This window comes from Comamonas testosteroni ATCC 11996 (assembly GCF_000241525.1).
GTDB classification, from domain to species: domain Bacteria; phylum Pseudomonadota; class Gammaproteobacteria; order Burkholderiales; family Burkholderiaceae_C; genus Comamonas; species Comamonas testosteroni.
The window spans coordinates 1-19446 of sequence record NZ_AHIL01000024.1 but is presented as its reverse complement, the minus strand read 5'-3'; the positions used below and the strand labels follow the sequence as shown (position 1 = coordinate 19446).

The following is a 19446-nucleotide window of genomic DNA, read 5'->3' as shown; positions in this document are numbered from 1 at the left end:
CGATGGCGCCTAGCGCCTGATCTGCAATGAACCGGGCCAGGTTGCAATCACAACGCTGGTCAGGGCTATGCCGAAGGCCAGCAATTGCATGCTGCCGATGCGCTCGCCCAGGGCCAGCGTACCCACCACAGCGGCGCTGATGGGCAGCAGCACGGTAAAAATTCCGGCTCGCGATGCGGGCACGGCGCGCAGCCCCGTCATCCACAGCCACACCGTCCAGACACAGGCGGCCAGGGCGTAAAACAGCAGCAGGCCCCATGCGGGCACCGAAACCCGGGAAAAATCAAACTGCCAGGCCAGATAGAGCCCGGCGGGCGTGGAAAGCACGAACCCCCAGAGATTGATCAGCGCCGTAATGCGCTTGGGGCTTACGCTGGCGGTGAGCTTTTTGCCGATCACGGCATATGCGGCCTCGCACAGCACGGCGGCAATGAGCAGCAACTGACCCAGGCCTTGCTGAGGATGTGCGGCAAGGCTGGCGCTTTCGGTCTTGCTCAAGGCATTCAGCCCTATGCCGGCCACTGCGAAAACAATGGCTGTCCATGTGCGCGCGCCAACGGCTTCGCGCAGAAAAAGCCAGCTCAGGATGGCGACTGCGGCTGGAATTGCGGCCATGGTCACGCCCGCCGTGACCGCACTGGTCAACGCCACGCCGCTGATCATGCACAGCGTGAAAAGGAAATTGCCGAAGAAGGACTCAAAAAACAGCAGCCACTTGGTCTGCCTGGTCAGAGCTGTCTCGTGTGCTGGTGGCCTGAGCCAGCCCAGCATGGCCACGGCACCGATGCCAAAGCGCAGCCAGGCCAGCAGCATGACCGGAAAGATGGCCGCCAGAGGCTTGGACAGAGCCACATAGCTCCCTACCAAAGACATGCTGAGCGCCAGGCAGAGATAGGCGATGGGGCGACTGGGCGTGTGCATGGCGTGGCGAAATGGATGTCAATTGCAAGGGAAGGTGATGCAAAGCAGTGTGGCAGGGCATGTGGCATGCATTTGACCCAGGGGAGGGAACTGTTGTTTTTTGGTTCTCGCCGCCTCGGGCACTGTGTCTTTGTCGTGTCACCTGTTTTTGTTCAAGTGGCTTGGCCTGTCTCGTGCCGGGTAAATGAGCAGATCACGGGCGGTGCCGGGGACTTTTTTCGTACTGCGTTTAAAGGATGCGGACTCAGTGGGCCGTGCTTGCGCAAATTTTTCATGAAGCAAGAATTCAATTTCGTATTGTGAAAAATAGAAATGTTGCGCTGCCGCAAAATTTCTCAATACGAGAAATTCATTTTCTCATTGTGAAAATTAAAAATAAGTTATTGATTTTATTAAGTATAAATTTCAGTCTTTTATAAGACATAAGACCATGTGAAAGAACGTCGCAGACATAAAGTAGATCCCAAGGACGAACACCAATTCATCTTGTTTTAACCGCTAAGGAGTGCACCATGCCCCAATCCCTGACTCAGCAACTGAGCCGTGAACAGCAAATCGCAGCCCTCGAAAAAGACTGGGCACAAAACCCCCGCTGGAAGAGCGTGAAGCGCGGTTACAGCGCTGCCGATGTGGTGCGTCTGCGTGGCAGCCTGCAGCCTGAGTACACACTGGCCCAGCGCGGCGCCGAGGTGCTGTGGGACAAGATCAACGGCAGCTCGAAGAAGGGCTATGTGAATGCCTTCGGCGCTATCTCTGCAGGCCAGGCCATGCAGCAGGCCAAGGCCGGTCTGGAAGCCGTGTACCTGTCGGGCTGGCAAGTGGCCGCCGACGGCAACACCTCCGAGACCATGTACCCCGACCAGTCGCTGTACGCCTATGACTCCGTGCCCACCATGGTGCGCCGTATCAACAATACCTTCAAGCGCGCCGATGAAATCCAATGGGGCAAGGGCATCAACCCCGGCGACAAGGAGTTCATCGACTACTTCCTGCCCATCGTGGCTGATGCGGAAGCCGGCTTTGGTGGCGTGCTCAACGCGTTCGAGCTGATGAAGAACATGATTCAGGCAGGTGCTGCCGGCGTGCACTTTGAAGACCAGTTGGCTGCTGTCAAGAAGTGCGGCCACATGGGCGGCAAGGTGCTGGTGCCCACCCGCGAAGCGGTCGAGAAGCTGATTGCCGCTCGTTTTGCAGCCGATGTGATGGGCGTGCCCACCATTGTGCTGGCCCGTACCGATGCCGAAGCGGCCAACCTGATCACCAGCAACCATGACGAGAACGACATCCCGTTCCTGACTGGCGAGCGTACCCAGGAGGGCTTCTACCGTGTCAAGAACGGTCTGGAGCAATCCATCAGCCGCGGCGTGGCCTACGCTCCCTATGCGGATCTGGTGTGGTGCGAAACCGGCGTGCCCGATATCGGTTTTGCCCGCGAATTCGCCCAGGCCGTGCACGCAGCCTGCCCAGGCAAGCTGCTGAGCTACAACTGCTCGCCCTCGTTCAACTGGAAGAAGAACCTCAACGACAGCCAGATCGCTTCCTTCCAGGAAGACCTGTCCGCACTGGGTTACAAGTTCCAGTTCATCACGCTGGCCGGCATTCACAGCAACTGGTACAACACCTTCAAGTTCGCCCATGAGTACGCTCGCGGCGAGGGCATGAAGCATTACGTGGAAATGATCCAGGAGCCCGAATTCGCGGCACGTGACAAGGGCTACACCTTTGTCTCGCACCAGCAGGAAGTGGGCGCAGGTTACTTCGACGATGTGACCACCGTGATCCAGGGCGGCTCTTCCAGCGTCAAGGCGCTGACCGGTTCCACCGAGGAAGAGCAGTTCCATTGAGTCGCGTTGAATCGTGATTCTGTCTAGGTAGAAAAAGTGGGGTTATGCGCCCGGGGCGAAAGTCTCGGGCGCTTTTTTGTTTACCGGGTTAAAATGGCGCGACTTCAATTCACAAGGGCGAGAAAGGCATCAACGGTTATGACACCGCGAACTACATCGGAGATGTACTTCAGCTGCTGATGGCAGCTGGCGGTTCGCGCCTGCCCGAGATTTCTCGACACCCTCATCAAAGCGCGGACTGGTTCCGCGCTTTTTGCTTTCAGGCAACTCCAAAGCTCTGGCGCTGGCCCTCCCCCACACAAATTTGGTTTGACAAGGAATTTCATGATCAACATCACGCTCCCCGATGGCTCCAAGCGCGAATATCCGGGCCCGGTTTCGGTCGCTGAGGTCGCTGCTTCGATTGGCTCGGGCCTGGCCAAGGCGGCACTTGCCGGCAAGATCAACGGCAAGGTCGTGGACACCAGCTTTGTGATCGAGCAGGATTCGCCGCTGTCCATCATCACCGCCAAGGATGCCGATGGTCTGGAGGTGATCCGCCACTCCACCGCTCACTTGCTGGCCTATGCCGTCAAGGAGCTGTTTCCCGATGCCCAGGTCACCATCGGCCCTGTGATCGAAAACGGTTTCTACTACGACTTCTCGTACAAGCGTCCCTTCACTCCCGAAGATCTGGCTGCCATCGAAAAGAAGATGACCGAGCTGGCCAACAAGGACGAGCAGGTGGTGCGCCGCGTGCTGCCGCGCGACGAGGCCGTGCAGTACTTCAAGGGCATCGGCGAAGCCTACAAGGCCGAGATCATTGCCTCCATCCCCAGCAACGAGGATGTGAGCCTGTACCGTGAAGGCGCTTTTGAAGATCTGTGCCGCGGCCCTCACGTGCCCAGCACCGGCAAGCTCAAGCACTTCAAGCTGATGAAGGTGGCCGGTGCCTACTGGCGTGGCGACCACCGCAACGAGATGCTGCAGCGCATCTACGGCACCGCCTGGGCGACCAAGGACGAGCTCAAGGACTATCTGTTCCGCCTGGAAGAAGCCGAAAAGCGCGATCACCGCAAGCTGGGCCGCGAGCTGGATCTGTTCCACATCGATGAGCATTCGCCCGGCACCGTGTTCTGGCACCCCAAGGGCTGGGCAGTCTGGCAACAGGTCGAGCAGTACATGCGCCGCGTCTATCAGGACAACGGCTACCAGGAAGTCAAGGCTCCGCAGATTCTGGACAAGGGCCTGTGGGAGAAGACCGGCCACTGGGACAAGTACCGCGAAAACATGTTCACCACCGATTCGGAAAAGCGTGAATATGCCCTCAAGCCCATGAACTGCCCGGGCCACATCATCATCTTCAAGCAAGGCATCAAGAGCTATCGCGATCTGCCGCTGCGCTTTGGCGAGTTCGGCAACTGCCATCGCAACGAGCCCACCGGTTCGCTGCACGGCATCATGCGCGTGCGTGCCTTCACCCAGGACGATGGTCACATCTTCTGTACCGAAGACCAGATCCAGGCCGAGGTGACGGCCTTCACTTCGCTGCTGCAGAAGGTGTATGCCGACTTCGGTTTCACCAATATTTTGTATCGCCTGTCGACCCGTCCCGAAAAGCGCATCGGCACCGATGAAGCCTGGGACAAGGCCGAGAACGCGCTGGCCGAAGGTCTGCGTGCGTCGGGTTGCGAGTTCGAGTATCTGCCGGGCGAGGGCGCGTTCTACGGCCCGAAGATCGAGTACACCCTGAAGGATGCGCTGGGTCGCGAATGGCAGTGCGGCACCATTCAGGTGGACCCGAACATGCCCGAGCGTCTCGATGCGGAATTCGTGGGCGAGGATGGCGAGCGCCATCGTCCCATCATGCTGCACCGCGCGATTCTGGGTTCGCTCGAGCGTTTCATCGGCATTTTGGTCGAGCATCACTCGGGCGCGCTGCCTGCCTGGCTGGCTCCCGTGCAGGCTGCCGTGCTCAATATCACGGACGCTCAGGCCGACTATGCGCAGGAAGTTGCGCAGAAGCTGCAAAAAGCATTGCCGAATCAAAGCCTTAGGGTAGTGACAGATCTGCGCAATGAAAAGATTACGTATAAAATACGCGAGCATTCCATGCAGAAGCTGCCCTACATCCTCGTCGCAGGCGACAAGGAGAAGGCTGCTGGTGCGGTTGCAGTGCGCGCCCGGGGTAACAAAGACCTCGGTGTGATGTCGGTTGATGCATTCATTGAATTGCTCGCCAAGGACATCACGGCCAAGGCCTGAAACAGATTAATTTTTGTGGCGGGCCGGTCAGCGTGCAAGGCACGCTAGCCGGCTACGCTGTTGTAGCCATTTCAATCCAAGGGTGAAAACCATAGCTACTGAATTTCGCGATCGGCGCCACCGTGAAGAGCGCAAGCATCGACTGAACCGAGAAATCATGGCGCCTGAAGTGCGTCTGTCTGGTCCTGACAACGAGCCTCTGGGCATCGTGCCGCTGCAAGAAGCGCTGCGCATGGCTGGCGAGCTGGATGTCGACCTGGTGGAAATTGCGGCCAACGCATCTCCTCCGGTCTGCCGTTTGATGGATTACGGCAAGTTCAAGTACCAGGAACAGAAGAAGGCTGCTGAAGCCAAGGCCAAGCAGACCGTCATCGAAATCAAGGAAGTGAAGTTCCGCCCTGGTACGGATGATGGTGACTACAACATCAAGCTGCGCAATATCCGCCGTTTCCTGGCGGAGGGCGACAAGTGCAAGATCACGCTGCGTTTCCGCGGCCGTGAAATCACGCACCAGCAGCTGGGTCTGAATCTGCTCAACCGTCTGCGTGACGATCTGGCCGATTCCATCCAGGTGGAGCAGTTCCCCAAGCTGGAAGGCCGTCAGATGATCATGATGGTTGCGCCGGCTCGTGCAGGTGGCAAGAAGCCTGCCGGTGGTGCAAAACCACAAGGTGATGGCGTCGCTGCTGCACCTGAGGCTGCAGATAAGGCATAATTGCGGTTTTGCCTTTCGGGCAAGAGTGGGCTTGGCCCACTTTTGTTTTGTGCGGCAGACAAAGAATTTGCAGGCTTGCCTGCAAGAGTCAGCCCGGCCTGGCCGGACTGACAAACAAGTGCCTCGGAGGCCAGCGAAGTGTGTGCGGGTTGCACACCGCCTTGCGAGCACAAATTCAATAGGAGCATTCACATGCCCAAAATGAAGACCAAGAGCAGCGCGAAGAAGCGTTTTCGCGTTCGTCCCGGTGGTACCGTCAAGCGCGGTCAAGCCTTCAAGCGTCACATCTTGACCAAGAAGACCACGAAGAACAAGCGTCACCTGCGTGGCATTGTCAACGTGCATTCCGGCGATATGGGCTCCATCGCAAAGATGTTGCCTTCCGCAGGCCTGTAATTCACTGACGAACTAGGAGAAAACACATGCCTCGCGTCAAACGTGGTGTAACGGCTCGCGCCCGTCACAAAAAAGTTCTGAATCTGGCCAAGGGTTTCCGCGGTCGCCGTGGTAACGTCTTCCGCGTTGCCAAGCAAGCGGTCATGAAGGCTGGTCAATATGCCTACCGTGACCGTCGTACCAAGAAGCGCGTGTTCCGTCAGCTGTGGATCGCTCGTATCAACGCTGCTGCACGTGAACTGGGTCTGACTTACAGCCAATTCGCCAACGGCCTGAAGAAGGCTGCCATCGAAATCGACCGCAAGATGCTGGCCGATATCGCCGTGCACGACAAGGCTGCTTTTGCAGCTATCGTCGACCAAGTCAAGGCCAAGCTGGCTGCCTGACCTGAGGTCACGATCGGTAGTTACTCTTGTAGGACTTTTGCAGACAAGAATCCCCACAGGCATTTGCCGATGGGCGAGCATCTTGCTTGAACTTGATTGCAGAAGTCGTGTCTTGTTCAGTAGCTGCTGATGCACAAACAGCAAGGGCTAGGGCTTGAAAAGGCACTAGCCCTTGTTTATTTTTACAAGTCGATAAAGAGTCGATATGAACGAGTTGGATTCTCTGGTCGAAAGCGCACAGCAACTGTTTGCGCAAGCCCACACCCCCGCTGATCTGGAAAATGCCAAGGCGCAGTTTCTGGGCAAGTCGGGCAAGATGACCGAGCTCATGAAGGGCATGGCGCAGCTTTCCGTCGAAGAGAAAAAGTCGCGCGGTGCCGCCATCAACGTGGCCAAGCAGGCGATCGAAGCGGCCTTGACCGCCCGTCGCAAAGCTTTGGCAGACGCCGAGCTGCAGGCCCATCTGAAGGCTGAGGTGCTGGATGTGACTCTGCCCGGTCGCCGTCGTGGCGCGGGAGGGCTGCACCCCGTCTCCATCACCATGGAGCGTATCGAGGGCATTTTCGGCTCCATGGGCTTTGATGTGGCCCAGGGCCCCGAGATCGAATCCGACTGGTTCAACTTCACGGCGCTGAACACGCCTGAAGACCATCCTGCGCGCTCCATGCACGACACCTTCTATGTCGAAGGCGGCACCCAGCACGCGCCCAATCTGCTGCGCACGCACACCAGCCCCATGCAGGTGCGCCATGCCGTGCAGCATGTGAAGAATTACCGCAACGCGCTCGATGCCGGTCAGACCATGCCCGAGATCCGCGTGATTGCTCCCGGCCGCACCTACCGTGTGGACTCGGATGCCACCCACTCGCCCATGTTCCATCAGTGCGAAGGCCTGTGGATCGGCGAGAACGTGAGCTTCAAGGACCTGAAGGTCGTGTTCACCGACTTCTGCAAGACCTTCTTCGAGCAGGATGATCTGGTGCTGCGCTTTCGCCCCAGCTTCTTCCCGTTCACCGAGCCTTCGGCCGAAATCGACATCCAGTTCCAGAGCGGTCCGCTGGCCGGCCGCTGGCTGGAAGTGGCGGGCTCCGGCCAGGTGCACCCCAATGTGGTGCGCAACATGGGGCTGGATCCCGAAAAATACATCGGCTTTGCCTTTGGCATGGGCCCCGACCGCCTGACCATGCTGCGTTATGGCGTGAACGACCTGCGCCTGTTCTTCGACGGCGACATCCGTTTTCTGTCGCAGTTTCAGTAATAAAAAAGTGAGCTGCTAGCGCATGTTATGAAATGATTTCAGATAGTTTTGATGCTGAAATCTATATACGCCGAGCGCTGATAGCTCATCTTTTTGAGATACGCATGCCCAGCCAGTGGCAGACCGCTTGCGGTGCGACTGGCATGAACGCCAAAGAGTCTGACTATGCAATTTCCTGAATCCTGGTTGCGCGAATACTGCAACCCCAACCTGACCACCCAGCAGCTGGCCGATACCCTGACCATGGCCGGTCTGGAAGTGGAAGAGCTGGATCCTGTGGCGCCTCCCTTCACCGGCATCGTGGTCGGTGAAATCAAGGAAGCCGTGCAGCACCCCGACGCCGATCGCCTGCGCGTATGTAAGGTGGATATTGGCCAGCCCGAGCTGCTGGACATCGTCTGCGGCGCGCCCAATGCGCGTGTGGGCATCCGCATTCCCTGCGCCACCGTGGGCGCCGAGCTGCCTCCCGGTGCCGATGGCAAGCCCTTCAAGATCAAGATCGGCAAGCTGCGCGGCGTGCAGAGCTTTGGCATGCTGTGCTCGGCCAAGGAGCTGGGCATCGACGAGGACGCCAGCGGCCTGCTGGAGTTTCCCGCCGATGCGCCGCTGGGTCAGAACGTGCGCGAGTACCTGAACCTGGACGACACGCTGTTCACGCTGAAGTTGACGCCCAATCTGGCGCACTGCCTGAGCGTCTACGGTGTGGCGCGCGAGCTGTCGGCGTTGACCGGCACGCCTCTGAAAGCCCTGTCCTTCCCCGCTGCGGCCGTGGCCTTGCAGGACAAGCTGCCGGTCAAGATCGAGGCGACCGATCTGTGCGGCCGTTTCTCGGGCCGTATCGTGCGCAATGTCAACACGCAAGTGAAGACGCCCCAGTGGATGGTGGACCGTCTGGCACGCTGCGGCCAGCGCTCGGTCAGCCCCCTGGTCGACATCTCCAACTATGTGATGTTCGAGCTGGGCCGTCCCAGCCATATCTTCGATCTGGACAAGATCAGCGGCGGACTGAATGTGCGCTGGGGCAAGGAGGGCGAAACGCTCAAGCTGCTCAACGGCAACACCATCAAGATCGACGATTTCCTCAAGGTCGGCGTGATTGCCGACGACAAGCAGGTCGAGTCGCTGGCCGGCATCATGGGCGGCGACGCCACGGCCGTGTCCGACGACACGAAGAACATCTACATCGAAGCCGCGTTCTGGTTCCCCAAGGCCGTGGCCGGCCGTTCGCGCCACTTCAACTTCTCGACCGACGCCGGTCACCGTTTCGAGCGCGGCGTGGATCCCGAGTTCACCACCGAGCACATCGAGCGCATCACCGCGCTGGTGCTGGAAATCTGCGGCACGCCCGAGACACAGGTCGGCGCCATGGACGATCAGAAGCCCAATATGCCCGCCTCCAAGGCCGTGCAACTGCGCGTGGCGCGTGCGGCCAAGGTCATCGGCATGGCCGTGACTCAGCAGCAATGCCTGGATGCCCTGAACGGCCTGGGTCTGCCTGCCACCGTGGCCAGCGAGGGCGTGATCAGCGTCACCGCTCCCACCTTCCGCTTTGACATCAATCTGGAAGAGGATCTGATCGAAGAAGTGGCCCGCATGATCGGCTACGAAAACCTGCCGACCACCAAGCCGCTGGCCCCGATCTCGCCCAAGCTGCGCGCCGAGAACGAGCGCAGCCCCTATGCCGTGCGCCACGAACTGGCGGGCCTGGGCTACCAGGAAACCATCAACTTCAGCTTTGTCGAAGAAAAGTGGGAGCAGGAGCTGGCTGGCAACAACAACGCCATCAAGCTGCTCAACCCCATCGCCAGCCATCTGAGCGTGATGCGCTCATCCCTGCTGGGCTCGCTGCTGCAGGTGCTCAAGTTCAACGTCGACCGCAAGGCTCAGCGCGTGCGCGTGTTCGAGCTGGGTCGCGTGTTCTTCAAGGACGAGTCCGTGGTCGACTCCGACACCACGGTCAAGGGCTTTTATCAGCCCATGCGCGTGGCGGGTCTCGCCTACGGCGCTGCCGACCAGCTGCAGTGGGGCAGGGCAGAAGCCAAGGTCGACTTCTACGACGTCAAGGGTGATGTGGAAGCGCTGCTGGCTCCGGCCAAGCCCGTGTTCGAGCCCGCCGAGCATCCGGCCATGCACCCCGGCCGCTGCGCGCGCGTGCTGCTGGACGGCAAGGCCATCGGCTTTGTCGGCGAGCTGCACCCCCAATGGCGCCAGGAATGGGATCTGGCCCAGGCTCCCGTGATGTTCGAGCTCGAGCTCGATGCCGTGTTGGCCCGCGAGGTCCCTGTGTTCAAGCCTGTGGCCAAGCACCAGGCCGTGGAGCGCGACATTGCCGTGGTCGTCAAGGAAGCCGTGACCCACGCCCAGGTGATGGAAGCCGTGCAGCAAGGTGTGCAGGGCGGCATTCTGCGCTCGGCCGTGCTGTTCGACGTATTCCGTCCCAAGAAGCTCAAGGTGGGCGAGGAAGCGGCGCCGGGCAGCCTGGCTCAGGACGAGAAGAGCCTGGCCGTGCGTCTGACTCTGGGCAGCGACACTGCGTCGCTGACCGATGCTGAAATCGACGCGGCCATGCAGGGCACAATTGCGGCTCTGGTTGAACGCGTTGCGGCTCGTCTGCGCTGATATGTTCAATCCACAAGGAGATCGACCCATGGAGCTTGCCGTAGAGAGCATCGACAGCCCCGCGCTGACCAAGGCGCAGCTGGCCGATCTGCTGTTTGACGAAATCGGTCTGAACAAGCGCGAAGCCAAGGACATGGTGGATGCATTTTTCGACCTGATCTCGCAAAAGCTGGTGGACGGCGAAGATGTCAAGCTTTCGGGCTTTGGCAACTTCCAGATCCGCACCAAGGCGCCGCGGCCCGGTCGCAACCCGCGCACCGGCGAGCTGATTCCCATCGCTGCGCGCCGCGTGGTGACCTTCCATGCCAGCAGCAAGCTCAAGGAGCTGATCCAGGGCGAGAGTTCGGGGTCTTAAGCGATTGGCACACGGCGGATGCACTGTCAAGCGGAGCATCGGTCACTGAAGAGCTGACAGTCTTGCGTCGCGCGCGGTGCAAGGTCCTGTCAGCTCTTCGCGCTATATTGCTAGGACTTGCGCAAACAGGAATGCATAGCGGGCATTTCGCTCCACAGAGCGCCGTGCCTGATCCGGATTTGTGCAAGTCGTGATTGCCTATCTTTCACCCATTCCTTCACTGACCGCTTGCAACCAGCCATGGCTTCATCTTTGCCAGCAATTCCCGCCAAGCGCTATTTCACCATCGGCGAAGTCGCTGATCTTTGCGACGTCAAGCCTCATGTGCTGCGTTACTGGGAGCAGGAGTTTGTGCAGCTCAAGCCCATGAAGCGGCGCGGCAACCGACGCTACTACCAGCATCATGAGGTGTTGATGGTGCGCCGCATCCGCGAGCTGCTCTACGAGCAGGGCTTCACCATCAGCGGCGCACGAAATCGTCTGCGTGAACTGGTGACGGGGCACGGCAGGGCAATCGAGCAGCAGCCGGCGCTTGTGCATCCGGCCCTGCCCCTGCAGGGGCAAGAGCTGGAGCAAAGCCATCTGTTGGCTGCAATGCTGGAGCAGGGCCGCTCGGAGCCTGCCGGTGCCATGGGCATGGAGGAGGTCAAAGAGGAGCTTTTGCAGATCAGGGCGCTGCTTTCTCTTTGACATCGAATTTCTGTGTATAATTCAAGTCTTCGGAATGTAGCGCAGCCTGGTAGCGCACTTGCATGGGGTGCAAGGGGTCGCGAGTTCGAATCCCGCCATTCCGACCAATTAGACAAGGGCTTCTGACTATCGAGTCAGAAGCCCTTTTTCTATTTCTGCGGCGATCCGGCGTGAAGTATTTGATGACGACTTCACTGTAGGAGTGGGTCTGATTTCGCCCGATTGCGTTAGCCCCAACGGGAATAGCGTGGATGGAAACGGTATTGATTCTTGGTTTCTTTGATATAAGGAAAGAATGAAAAGAATTGCCAATTCCTGGCAAAAATTCGAAGTTCGGCTGGTTTAGTGGTTTTTTGAAACAAATCCTTTCATGCCTTGTGCTAGATTTGCAACTGAATCCATTTGTTTGATGGTGTTGCCAGGAGATCTGCCATCAACGCACGGCTTCGCATGCAAGGTTATGCGTCAAGAACACCGGCCGGAAACCGGAGGCTCCGCCTTGCTATCGTGGAAAGGAAAATCTCCAAATGCGCTGTGTCTAGCCGATAGACGCTCCACAGCCTGTCCGCGCGACTTGTTTGGCCAGGGGATTGGCGATGTCATCCCTTCACCACTGCTAAGTGGTGGCTCGTCAAGCAAAAATAGTGAGTTTTGTCGATCAGTCAACAAGCTTGACCTGACCGTCAGTCTCCTGTGCGGTGTTGGCATGACGCCAAAGACTGTGAGCACGAGAGTTACAGAATTCCATTTTGCGAGTTCTGAGGCCGTATGCGATGCCTTTTCGGGCAGCAGCGAGCCGATCCACATTAACAACCAGCGTCCGCGGGAACGATTTGTAGAAGTCGCACCGATTGCTCTCGCCAACTTGTTGGCGGGCTAGGCATCGCATTGCCCGGTCGGAGTCAAACAAGAGGGATAACAATGAAATTCAGTCAGATTGCACAAGTGGTAGCCACTCTGGGTGTGGCCTCGTGGGCCATGGGGGGTATGGCTCAGACGACCATGAATGCGCAACAGGCCAACGAACAAGGCGTCGCACTGCAAAAAGTGGTGGAGCAGGCGCTGATGACCCACCCCGAAGTGCAGGCGCGTTTCCAGGATTTCACGTCGTCGGTTGAAGGTCAGAACGTGGCCCGCGGCGGCTGGCGCCCCCAGGTCACTGCCCAAGGCTGGGTCGGTCGCGAGTGGCGCAGCCATATTCAGGATTCTCCATCGCAGAACTGGAATCGCCCGGGCTGGAATCTGCAGCTGCGTCAGCTGATATTTGATGGTTTCACCACCAGCAGCAATATCCGCCAGCTGGGCTTCGAGAAGCTGGCCAAGTTCTACGATCTGCGTGCGACCACCGAAAACCTGGCCAACGATGTCGTGGCGGCCTATCTGGATGTGCAGCGTTACCGCGAAATGGAAAAGCTGGCGCGCGAAAACTTCGGCACCCACCAGGTGACGCTGGGGCAGCTGCGCGAGCGCCAGCAGTCCGGCGTGGGCCGTGGTGTTGACCTGGAGCAGGCCAGCGGTCGTCTTTCCCTGGCGCAGACCAATCTGATGACCGAGAGCAACAACCTCAACGATGTGCTGCAGCGCTACCGCCGTGTGGTGGGCGAGTATCCGGCGGCCACGCTGGATCCCGTGCCCGAGGTAGCTGGCAAGCTGCCTGTCTCCGGGGTGGCCAAGGATTTCGGCGATTCCCTGCGCGCCAGCCCGCTGCTGTTGTCCAAGCAGGCTCTGGTGCAAGCGGCCGAGGCCGGTCAGAAGGCGGCTAAGGGTGCACACATGCCCAAGCTCGAACTGCTCGCTTCCACAGGACGGGATCGTGACCAGAACTCGCCCGCCTACTGGGATGTGCAGAGCTCGCGGGTGCAGCTGATGCTGACCTACAACCTGTATCGCGGAGGTGCCGATGAGGCACGCCTGCGCCAGACAATTGCCCAGGGTTATGCGGCGCAGGACGTGCGCGATTACACCTGCCGCAACCTCCAGCAGGAGTTGTCGATCACCTGGAACAATATGGCCCGTCTGCGTCAGCAAACGCCGTTCCTGCGTGAACATGTTCTTTCCACCGCCAAGGTCCGTGTGGCGTATCAGCAGCAATTCAAGATCGGTCAGCGCTCGCTGCTGGATCTGCTGAACACCGAGAACGAGCTGTTCGATGCCCAGCGTGCCTTGGTCAATGCGCAATACGATCTGAAGAAGGCCGAGTACCAGTGGCTGACGCTGTCCAGTCAGATCCTGCCGGTGCTGGGACTTGCGCAGCCGCATGACGATAGCCGCCCGGATGAGCAACAGGCACTGACCTTGCCCGATGATCTGCTGCGCAGCTGCAAGTCCTCGGTGCCGGACACCGCCAACCTGACGCCGGTGCCTTTCAGTGTGGAGGCCGAACAGGGCGCGCCTGCGAAAGCCCCGGCTGCAGCGCCGGTACCTGCCGCGGCTGTGCGCCGGTGATGATTGCCGGCGTCTGGCGCATCTTTTGTGGGAGTTGATGAACAACATGGATAAAAGCGATTCACCACCTTCGGAGCAGTCCTCCCGGCAGGAGTTGTCGGCACTGGATGCGGATTTCATCCGCGTTCTGGAGGACTTGATCGACGCCTTGCTTGCCAATGGGACCTTGCGCCTGACGGATCTTCCGCCTCAGGCGCTCGATAAGCTGAACCAACGCAAGCAGGCGCGCCAGCGCATGCGTAATTCGCTGGACCTGATTGATGATGATGAAGAGCTTTTATAGGTTGATTGTTGAAGATGACCAGACCAGACGTTGAACCTACATTGGCATCGGTCAGCGGTACGGATGCGACCCAGAAGCGAGGGCATGGTGCTTCGCCGGAAGCCGCGGCAGCAGCAGCGGCGGAGCATGCCGGCCCGGCCTTCCTGGGTGCACACAGCGCGGGCCATGCGCCGGCCGAGGGCTGGCGCATGCCGGCCCATGAGACCCATGCCGATCCCTTGCTCGATTGCCTGGTGCAGCTCACCAGCCTGCATGGCAAGCCCTATACGGCTCAGGCCCTGAGCAATGGTCTGCCGCTGGTGGATCAGCGCCTGACGCCTTCATTGCTGGCTCGGGCTGCGGCTCGCGCACAGTTCAGCACGCGTATCGTGCAGCGCACTATGGACGATGTCCCCCAGGGCTTGCTGCCGGCGATACTGCTGCTTCACGGCGGTCGAGCCTGCCTGTTGCTCAGGGCGCAGGAGGGTGGTCGCGTCCTTCTGCAATATCCGGAGTCGGATAGTCCTGTTGAGGTGGAGGTGCAGGCCTTGCTGCAGGACTACACGGGACTGATGTGCTTTGTGCGTCCGCAGTTCCGCTTCGAGCAGCGCTCCGTGCAGCAAGGCATGGAGCCTCGCAGCAGCCACTGGTTCTGGGCCGTGATTCTGGAGAACCGGCGCCTGTACCGCGATGCCTTGCTGGCCGCCGTGCTCATCAATGTCTTTGCGTTGGCAATGCCCTTGTTCAGCATGAATGTGTATGACCGGGTCGTGCCCAACAACGCGGTGGAAACATTGTGGGTGCTGACTATCGGCATTTCTTTGGTGCTGATCTTCAATTTTGTGCTGACGACGACGCGCGCCTATGTGGTCGATGCCGCGAGCAAGCGTGTGGATGTGCAGTTGTCCGCGCAGATCATGGAGCGCGTTCTGGACTTGCGCATGGAGAGCCGACCCGCATCCGTTGGTTCGTTTGCGGCCAATCTGCGCTCGTTTGAATCGGTCCGTGACTTCATTGCGTCTGCAAGTCTCACGACCTTGGTGGATCTGCCTTTCGTGCTTCTGTTTCTGGTGGCGATTGCCTGGGTTTCGCCCTGGATGCTGATCCCGCCTGTGGTGGCGATCGCAGCGATCTTGCTGGTTTCCTTCTGGGCCCAGGCGCGCATGGAGAGTCTGACGCTCAAGACCTTTCAGGCTTCATCTCAGCGCAACGCGCTGCTCGTGGAGTCGCTGACCAACCTGGAGGCGGTCAAGACGCTCAATGCCCAAGGCGGAGTGCAGCGTCTGTGGGAGAGCTCTACTCAGTACATTGCCTATATGGGGGGCAAGATCAAGTTCATCTCGTCCGGTACGGTGAACTTCGTTCAGACCTTGCAGCAACTGGTCACCATTGCGGTGGTCGTCATCGGCGTGTATCAGGTGCAGGATGCGGCGCTTTCCATGGGCGGCATCATTGCCGCCTCCATGATTGCGGGACGCTGCCTGGCGCCCTTCGGTCAGGTCGCGGGGCTGATGATGCAGTTTCACAATGCGCGCACCTCGCTCAATTCCATTGACAACTATATGAAGATGCCGGTCGAGCATGAAGCGGACCGGGAGTTCGTCTCACGTCCGGATCTGCGTGGCGCCATCGAGTTTCGCAATGTCAGCTTCAGCTATCCGGGAAGCGAGCAGGCCAGTCTTTCGGGGGTGAGCTTTTCGCTCCGACCCGGAGAGCGGGTTGGCATCATTGGTCGTATCGGCTCGGGCAAAACCACGCTTGAGAAGCTGGTCCTTGGCCTGTATCAGCCCAGTGAAGGCTCGGTTCTGATCGATGGGATGGATGCCCGTCAGATAGACCCCGTGGACCTGCGTCGGGCCATCGGGCATGTGCCTCAGGACCCGATGCTGTTCTATGGCAGCTTGAAGCACAACTTGCTGGTGGGGGCTCCATTCGCGGATGAGGCGGATATGCTGCATGCGGCACGCATTGCCGGTGTCGATGAGTTTGTAGCCCGCAATCCCAAGGGCTACGACATGCTGGTGGGCGAGCGCGGTGAGTCACTTTCCGGCGGCCAGCGCCAATCCATTGCGGTTGCCCGTGCCCTGATCAACGATCCTGCCATCTTGCTGCTGGATGAACCCAGCAGCAATCTGGACAATCAAAGCGAAGCACAGCTCAAGCGTCGTCTGGAAGAGGCCGCGCAGGACAAGACCATTTTGCTGGTCACGCATCGCACGGCCCTGTTGACCTTGGTTGACCGGCTGATCGTGATTGATGGCGGCAGAATTGTTGCCGATGGAGCCAAGGATCAGGTGATCGAGGCCCTGAAGCAGGGGCGGATTGGCGGAGTAGGAGGGCGAGCATGAGCGAGTCCAAACCAGAAAAAAAGCCGTCGCGCTTCAAGGATGCGCTCAAGGCGCGCTGGACGCGACTGGAGCGATGGCTGCTTGACGGCAGCGAGGTTGTCGGAACGCATCAGCCGGATGACCTCAAGGCCGATGCGCAGTGGGCTGCAGGGCAGCAGCAGGCGCGTGGTTCGCGTCTATTGATATGGGTATCTCTGGTCACCGTGCTGGTTCTGCTGCTCTGGGCTTGCCTGGGGCGCATCGATGAAGTGGTGCGAGGTCAGGGCAAGGTGGTTCCTTCTCGTCAGGTTCAGGTGGTGCAGAGCCTGGATGGCGGCATCGTCAAGGAAATTCTGGTGCATCCCGGCGAGCATGTGGAGCAGGGCCAGGTCATCTTGCGCATCGATCCAACGCGCTACAGCTCGTCCCTCGGTGAGAACAAGGCTGAACTTCTGGCATTGAAGGCGAAGGCCGCGCGTCTTCAGGCCCTGGCATCGGGCGATCCTTTCAAGGCTCCGGAAGATGTGCAGGCTCTGGCGCCCCAGCTCGTTGAGATGGAGCGGCGCATGTGGGAGAGCCGTTCCCAGGAGCTCAACACCAACGTCAATATTGCGCGTGACCAGTTGCGCCAACGTCAGCAAGAGCTGCGTGAAACCCAGGCCAACCGCGACCAGGCCTCGTCCAGCTGCAGTTTGACTTCAGAGGAGCTTTCGGTGACTCGCCCTTTGCTCAAGAGCGGAGCAGTGTCTGAAGTGGATTTGTTGCGCCTGCAGCGGGATGTGGCTCGCTTCTGTGGCGAGGCCAAGGCGGCCGGTGCGCAGATCGGGCGCATTCAGGCTGCGATTCAGGAAGCGGAGCGCAAGATTCAGGAGTCGGAGCTGAATATGCGCAATCAATCTCGCTCCGAGCTCTCGGAAACCCAGGCCAAACTGGGGACCCTGGAGCAAGGCAAGGTGGCGCTGGAGGACCGCGTCAAGCTGGCCGAGGTGCGCTCGCCCGTGCGCGGCACGGTCAACACCTTGATGGCGAATACCGTCGGCGGTGTTGTGCAGCCGGGCAAGGACATCCTGGACATCGTGCCGCTGGATGACACCTTGCTCATGGAGGTGCAGATCAATCCGCGCGACATCGGCTTTCTGCACTTCGGTCAGCAGGCTGAGGTGAAGTTCACGGCCTATGACTTTGCCATCTACGGTGGCTTACAGGGCAAGCTCGAGCAGATCGGGGCCAACACGGTCACGGACGAGAAAGGGAACTCCTTCTATGTCGTGAAGGTGCGCACGGAAAAAGCCCATGTGGGGGATGACTCGCGTCCCATCATTCCGGGCATGCAGGCCGAGGTGCATATCCTCACCGGCAAGCGCACCCTGATGCAGTATCTGCTCAAGCCGATTCTGCGTGCCAAGTCCAATTCACTGATCGAACGTTAGTTCATGGATCGCCAACAATTACAAAGGAACTCTATGAATGCCTTGCCTGTATTGATGCTGACTCAGGATGCCACGCTGTGGCAGGAATGGCAGCAGATCGCAGGCCCTCAGTGGATGCCTGCGCGCGGCCAGAGCCTGGCCGATTTGCAACGCTGGAAGCAGCAAGGCCGTACCGTGGTAGTGCTGGATGCAGCCCTGCCATCCTTGCCCGAGTCGACTGCTTCACGCTGGATTGAGCTGCTGAAGGATCTTCAGGTTCTGGTTCTCAGCAACCGTCCCAGCGATGAGGAGGGCCGGAACCTGCTGTCGCGCGGAGCATGTGGCTATGCCCATGCGCAATCGAGCCCGGAGGTGCTGTCGCGGATGCTGCAAAGCATGGCTGGCGGCAATATCTGGCTTGGTCGTTCCCTGCTGCAGCGCCTGTTGCGTGATGTGGATGCCCGCCTGCCTGAGCAGGAGTCGGACTGGGCCGAACCATTGTCGGCACGCGAGCAGGAGGTTGCACGTTATGCATCGCTGGGTGACAGCAATGCGGAGATCGCCGAGCGCATGTCCATCAGCGAGCGTACCGTGCGCGCTCATCTGTCTGCTATTTTTGAGAAGCTGCAGGTACAGGACCGATTGATGCTGACATTGAAGGTTCACGGTATCGGGCGCAAACAGTTGGCCTGAACCTGATTTTGGGGCTGCAGATGAGCACATAGTCACCTCTTGCCTCTGGAGTGTCGGTTGCTGAAAAGCCTGAAGCCTGCATATTGCAGGCTTCAGGCTTTTTTGATCTGGAGCAGCAGAGATCGAATAAAACAGAGCCCGATTGGCTTTGGCGCCAATAGTGCCTTGGGGCCTTGGGCCCTACCATTTCAGCTGAAATATTGGAGAGGTGCCTCTGTGCACCTTCACTTTTTAATCTGACTGGATAGGCAGACCCTCATGGCAGCTCAAACCGTTCTCGTTACCAAACTCACTGGCCAGGCTTGGATGCGTGGTTCTGATGGCAATCTGACGGAGCTCCGTGAAGGCATGCGCATCCCCGCTGACGCCGAGATAGTGACGGCCTCCGGCAGCACCGTGCAGTTGCAGGCGGACGGCCAGCCACCGCTGATGGTGGGCGAGAACCAGGACGTGCATCTCACTGCGGACCTGATCCAGCCGCCAACCGTGGAAGAGGCTGCTGTGGCGAGCCCCGCGAATGCGCAGATTGACCAGATCATTGCGGCCATCAATGCCGGCCAGGATCCGTTCGATGAGCTGGATCCTACTGCGGCCACATTGTCCGGCGGCAGCGAGGGCGGCAGCACTTTTGTGCGCCTTTCCAGCATCATTGAGGCAGTGTCGCCGCTGGCGCTGGAGTATGGACGTGCTGTACCAGCGACTACGGTGCTTCCACTTTTTAGTGGGGTGAGCGCTTTGGCGGACAGCACGGATCCGGGCACCCCCAATCCGGGCGCTGACGTGCCGACCCTGGACGTGTCCAACCCCGGCAATGTCAACGAAGGCTCCGACGCCGTCTTCAACGTCACGCTGGGCAAGGCGGTTGATGCCAACACCACGCTG

Annotated in this window: 16 protein-coding genes and 1 tRNA gene; 16 read left to right on the top strand and 1 reads right to left on the bottom strand. The window is 59.4% G+C overall.

The annotated features are described in order from the left end of the window. Positions 1-9: 9 nt before the first annotated feature. A complete protein-coding gene (locus CTATCC11996_RS08615) occupies positions 10-921 on the bottom strand; it encodes a DMT family transporter (protein ID WP_003075154.1) in 912 nt (303 codons plus the stop codon). 512 nt (positions 922-1433) lie between these two features. Here CTATCC11996_RS08615 and aceA point away from each other — a divergent pair. From aceA to CTATCC11996_RS08535, 16 genes are all read left to right on the top strand, one after another. Beyond that, positions 1434-2765, top strand: coding sequence for an isocitrate lyase (gene aceA / locus CTATCC11996_RS08610; RefSeq protein ID WP_003053566.1), 1332 nt, complete (start codon positions 1434-1436; stop codon positions 2763-2765). 324 nt (positions 2766-3089) lie between these two features. Beyond that, complete coding sequence (gene thrS / locus CTATCC11996_RS08605; RefSeq protein ID WP_003075153.1) at positions 3090-5009, top strand: threonine--tRNA ligase; 1920 nt, start codon at positions 3090-3092, stop codon at positions 5007-5009. 82 nt (positions 5010-5091) lie between these two features. After that, a complete protein-coding gene (gene infC / locus CTATCC11996_RS08600; RefSeq protein WP_080569844.1) occupies positions 5092-5724 on the top strand; it encodes a translation initiation factor IF-3 in 633 nt (210 codons plus the stop codon). Between the two features lie 192 nt (positions 5725-5916). Next, the gene (rpmI, locus tag CTATCC11996_RS08595) at positions 5917-6120 is read left to right on the top strand and encodes a 50S ribosomal protein L35 (protein ID WP_003053571.1); all 204 of its coding nucleotides are present in this window, start codon (positions 5917-5919) and stop codon (positions 6118-6120) included. A 26-nt stretch (positions 6121-6146) separates the two neighbouring features. Beyond that, a complete protein-coding gene (gene rplT / locus CTATCC11996_RS08590; protein WP_003053572.1) occupies positions 6147-6506 on the top strand; it encodes a 50S ribosomal protein L20 in 360 nt (119 codons plus the stop codon). 205 nt (positions 6507-6711) lie between these two features. Further along, positions 6712-7764 carry a phenylalanine--tRNA ligase subunit alpha gene (gene pheS / locus CTATCC11996_RS08585; RefSeq protein ID WP_003075151.1) on the top strand — a complete coding sequence of 351 codons (1053 nt, stop codon included), beginning with the start codon at positions 6712-6714 and terminating at the stop codon, positions 7762-7764. Positions 7765-7929: 165 nt separating this feature from the next. Next, the gene (pheT, locus tag CTATCC11996_RS08580) at positions 7930-10383 is read left to right on the top strand and encodes a phenylalanine--tRNA ligase subunit beta (RefSeq protein WP_003075150.1); all 2454 of its coding nucleotides are present in this window, start codon (positions 7930-7932) and stop codon (positions 10381-10383) included. A gap of 1 nt (position 10384) precedes the next feature. Then, positions 10385-10738 (top strand): integration host factor subunit alpha, encoded by a 354-nt coding sequence (locus CTATCC11996_RS08575; RefSeq protein WP_474372831.1) that lies wholly within the window; start codon positions 10385-10387, stop codon positions 10736-10738. Positions 10739-10978: 240 nt separating this feature from the next. After that, complete coding sequence (locus tag CTATCC11996_RS08570; protein WP_003075149.1) at positions 10979-11428, top strand: MerR family transcriptional regulator; 450 nt, start codon at positions 10979-10981, stop codon at positions 11426-11428. Between the two features lie 30 nt (positions 11429-11458). Then, positions 11459-11535 (top strand) — tRNA-Pro (locus tag CTATCC11996_RS08565). Between the two features lie 814 nt (positions 11536-12349). Further along, positions 12350-13873: a TolC family outer membrane protein gene (locus CTATCC11996_RS08560; protein WP_003075148.1), complete on the top strand. Its 1524-nt coding sequence runs from the start codon at positions 12350-12352 to the stop codon at positions 13871-13873. A gap of 37 nt (positions 13874-13910) precedes the next feature. Further along, the gene (locus tag CTATCC11996_RS08555) at positions 13911-14156 is read left to right on the top strand and encodes a hypothetical protein (RefSeq protein ID WP_003075147.1); all 246 of its coding nucleotides are present in this window, start codon (positions 13911-13913) and stop codon (positions 14154-14156) included. Between the two features lie 188 nt (positions 14157-14344). Next, entirely contained in the window at positions 14345-16483 is a 2139-nt protein-coding gene (locus CTATCC11996_RS08550; RefSeq protein ID WP_042438538.1) for a type I secretion system permease/ATPase, read from the top strand. Next, on the top strand, positions 16480-17892 hold the full coding sequence (locus CTATCC11996_RS08545) for an HlyD family type I secretion periplasmic adaptor subunit (protein WP_003075145.1): 1413 nt from the start codon (positions 16480-16482) through the stop codon (positions 17890-17892). The genes CTATCC11996_RS08550 and CTATCC11996_RS08545 overlap by 4 nt, the downstream gene beginning before the upstream one ends. A 33-nt stretch (positions 17893-17925) precedes the next feature. Continuing rightward, entirely contained in the window at positions 17926-18564 is a 639-nt protein-coding gene (locus tag CTATCC11996_RS08540) for a response regulator transcription factor (protein WP_003075144.1), read from the top strand. A gap of 258 nt (positions 18565-18822) precedes the next feature. Next, on the top strand, positions 18823-19446 hold a 624-nt coding region (locus CTATCC11996_RS08535), incomplete at its 3' end, for a retention module-containing protein (protein WP_003075143.1).

Excerpts from the sequence above, each read along its gene's own strand:
- aceA (WP_003053566.1), top strand. The coding sequence starts at position 1,434 with ATGCCCCAATCCCTGACTCAGCAACTGAGCCGTGAACAGCAAATCGCA.
- CTATCC11996_RS08545 (WP_003075145.1), top strand. The coding sequence starts at position 16,480 with ATGAGCGAGTCCAAACCAGAAAAAAAGCCGTCGCGCTTCAAGGATGCG.
- CTATCC11996_RS08540 (WP_003075144.1), top strand. The coding sequence starts at position 17,926 with ATGAATGCCTTGCCTGTATTGATGCTGACTCAGGATGCCACGCTGTGG.
- CTATCC11996_RS08570 (WP_003075149.1), top strand. The coding sequence starts at position 10,979 with ATGGCTTCATCTTTGCCAGCAATTCCCGCCAAGCGCTATTTCACCATC.
- thrS (WP_003075153.1), top strand. The coding sequence starts at position 3,090 with ATGATCAACATCACGCTCCCCGATGGCTCCAAGCGCGAATATCCGGGC.
- CTATCC11996_RS08555 (WP_003075147.1), top strand. The coding sequence starts at position 13,911 with ATGAACAACATGGATAAAAGCGATTCACCACCTTCGGAGCAGTCCTCC.
- CTATCC11996_RS08560 (WP_003075148.1), top strand. The coding sequence starts at position 12,350 with ATGAAATTCAGTCAGATTGCACAAGTGGTAGCCACTCTGGGTGTGGCC.
- pheS (WP_003075151.1), top strand. The coding sequence starts at position 6,712 with ATGAACGAGTTGGATTCTCTGGTCGAAAGCGCACAGCAACTGTTTGCG.
- CTATCC11996_RS08575 (WP_474372831.1), top strand. The coding sequence starts at position 10,385 with ATGTTCAATCCACAAGGAGATCGACCCATGGAGCTTGCCGTAGAGAGC.
- rplT (WP_003053572.1), top strand. The coding sequence starts at position 6,147 with ATGCCTCGCGTCAAACGTGGTGTAACGGCTCGCGCCCGTCACAAAAAA.
- CTATCC11996_RS08615 (WP_003075154.1), bottom strand. The coding sequence starts at position 921 with ATGCACACGCCCAGTCGCCCCATCGCCTATCTCTGCCTGGCGCTCAGC.
- rpmI (WP_003053571.1), top strand. The coding sequence starts at position 5,917 with ATGCCCAAAATGAAGACCAAGAGCAGCGCGAAGAAGCGTTTTCGCGTT.
- pheT (WP_003075150.1), top strand. The coding sequence starts at position 7,930 with ATGCAATTTCCTGAATCCTGGTTGCGCGAATACTGCAACCCCAACCTG.
- CTATCC11996_RS08550 (WP_042438538.1), top strand. The coding sequence starts at position 14,345 with ATGCCGGCCCATGAGACCCATGCCGATCCCTTGCTCGATTGCCTGGTG.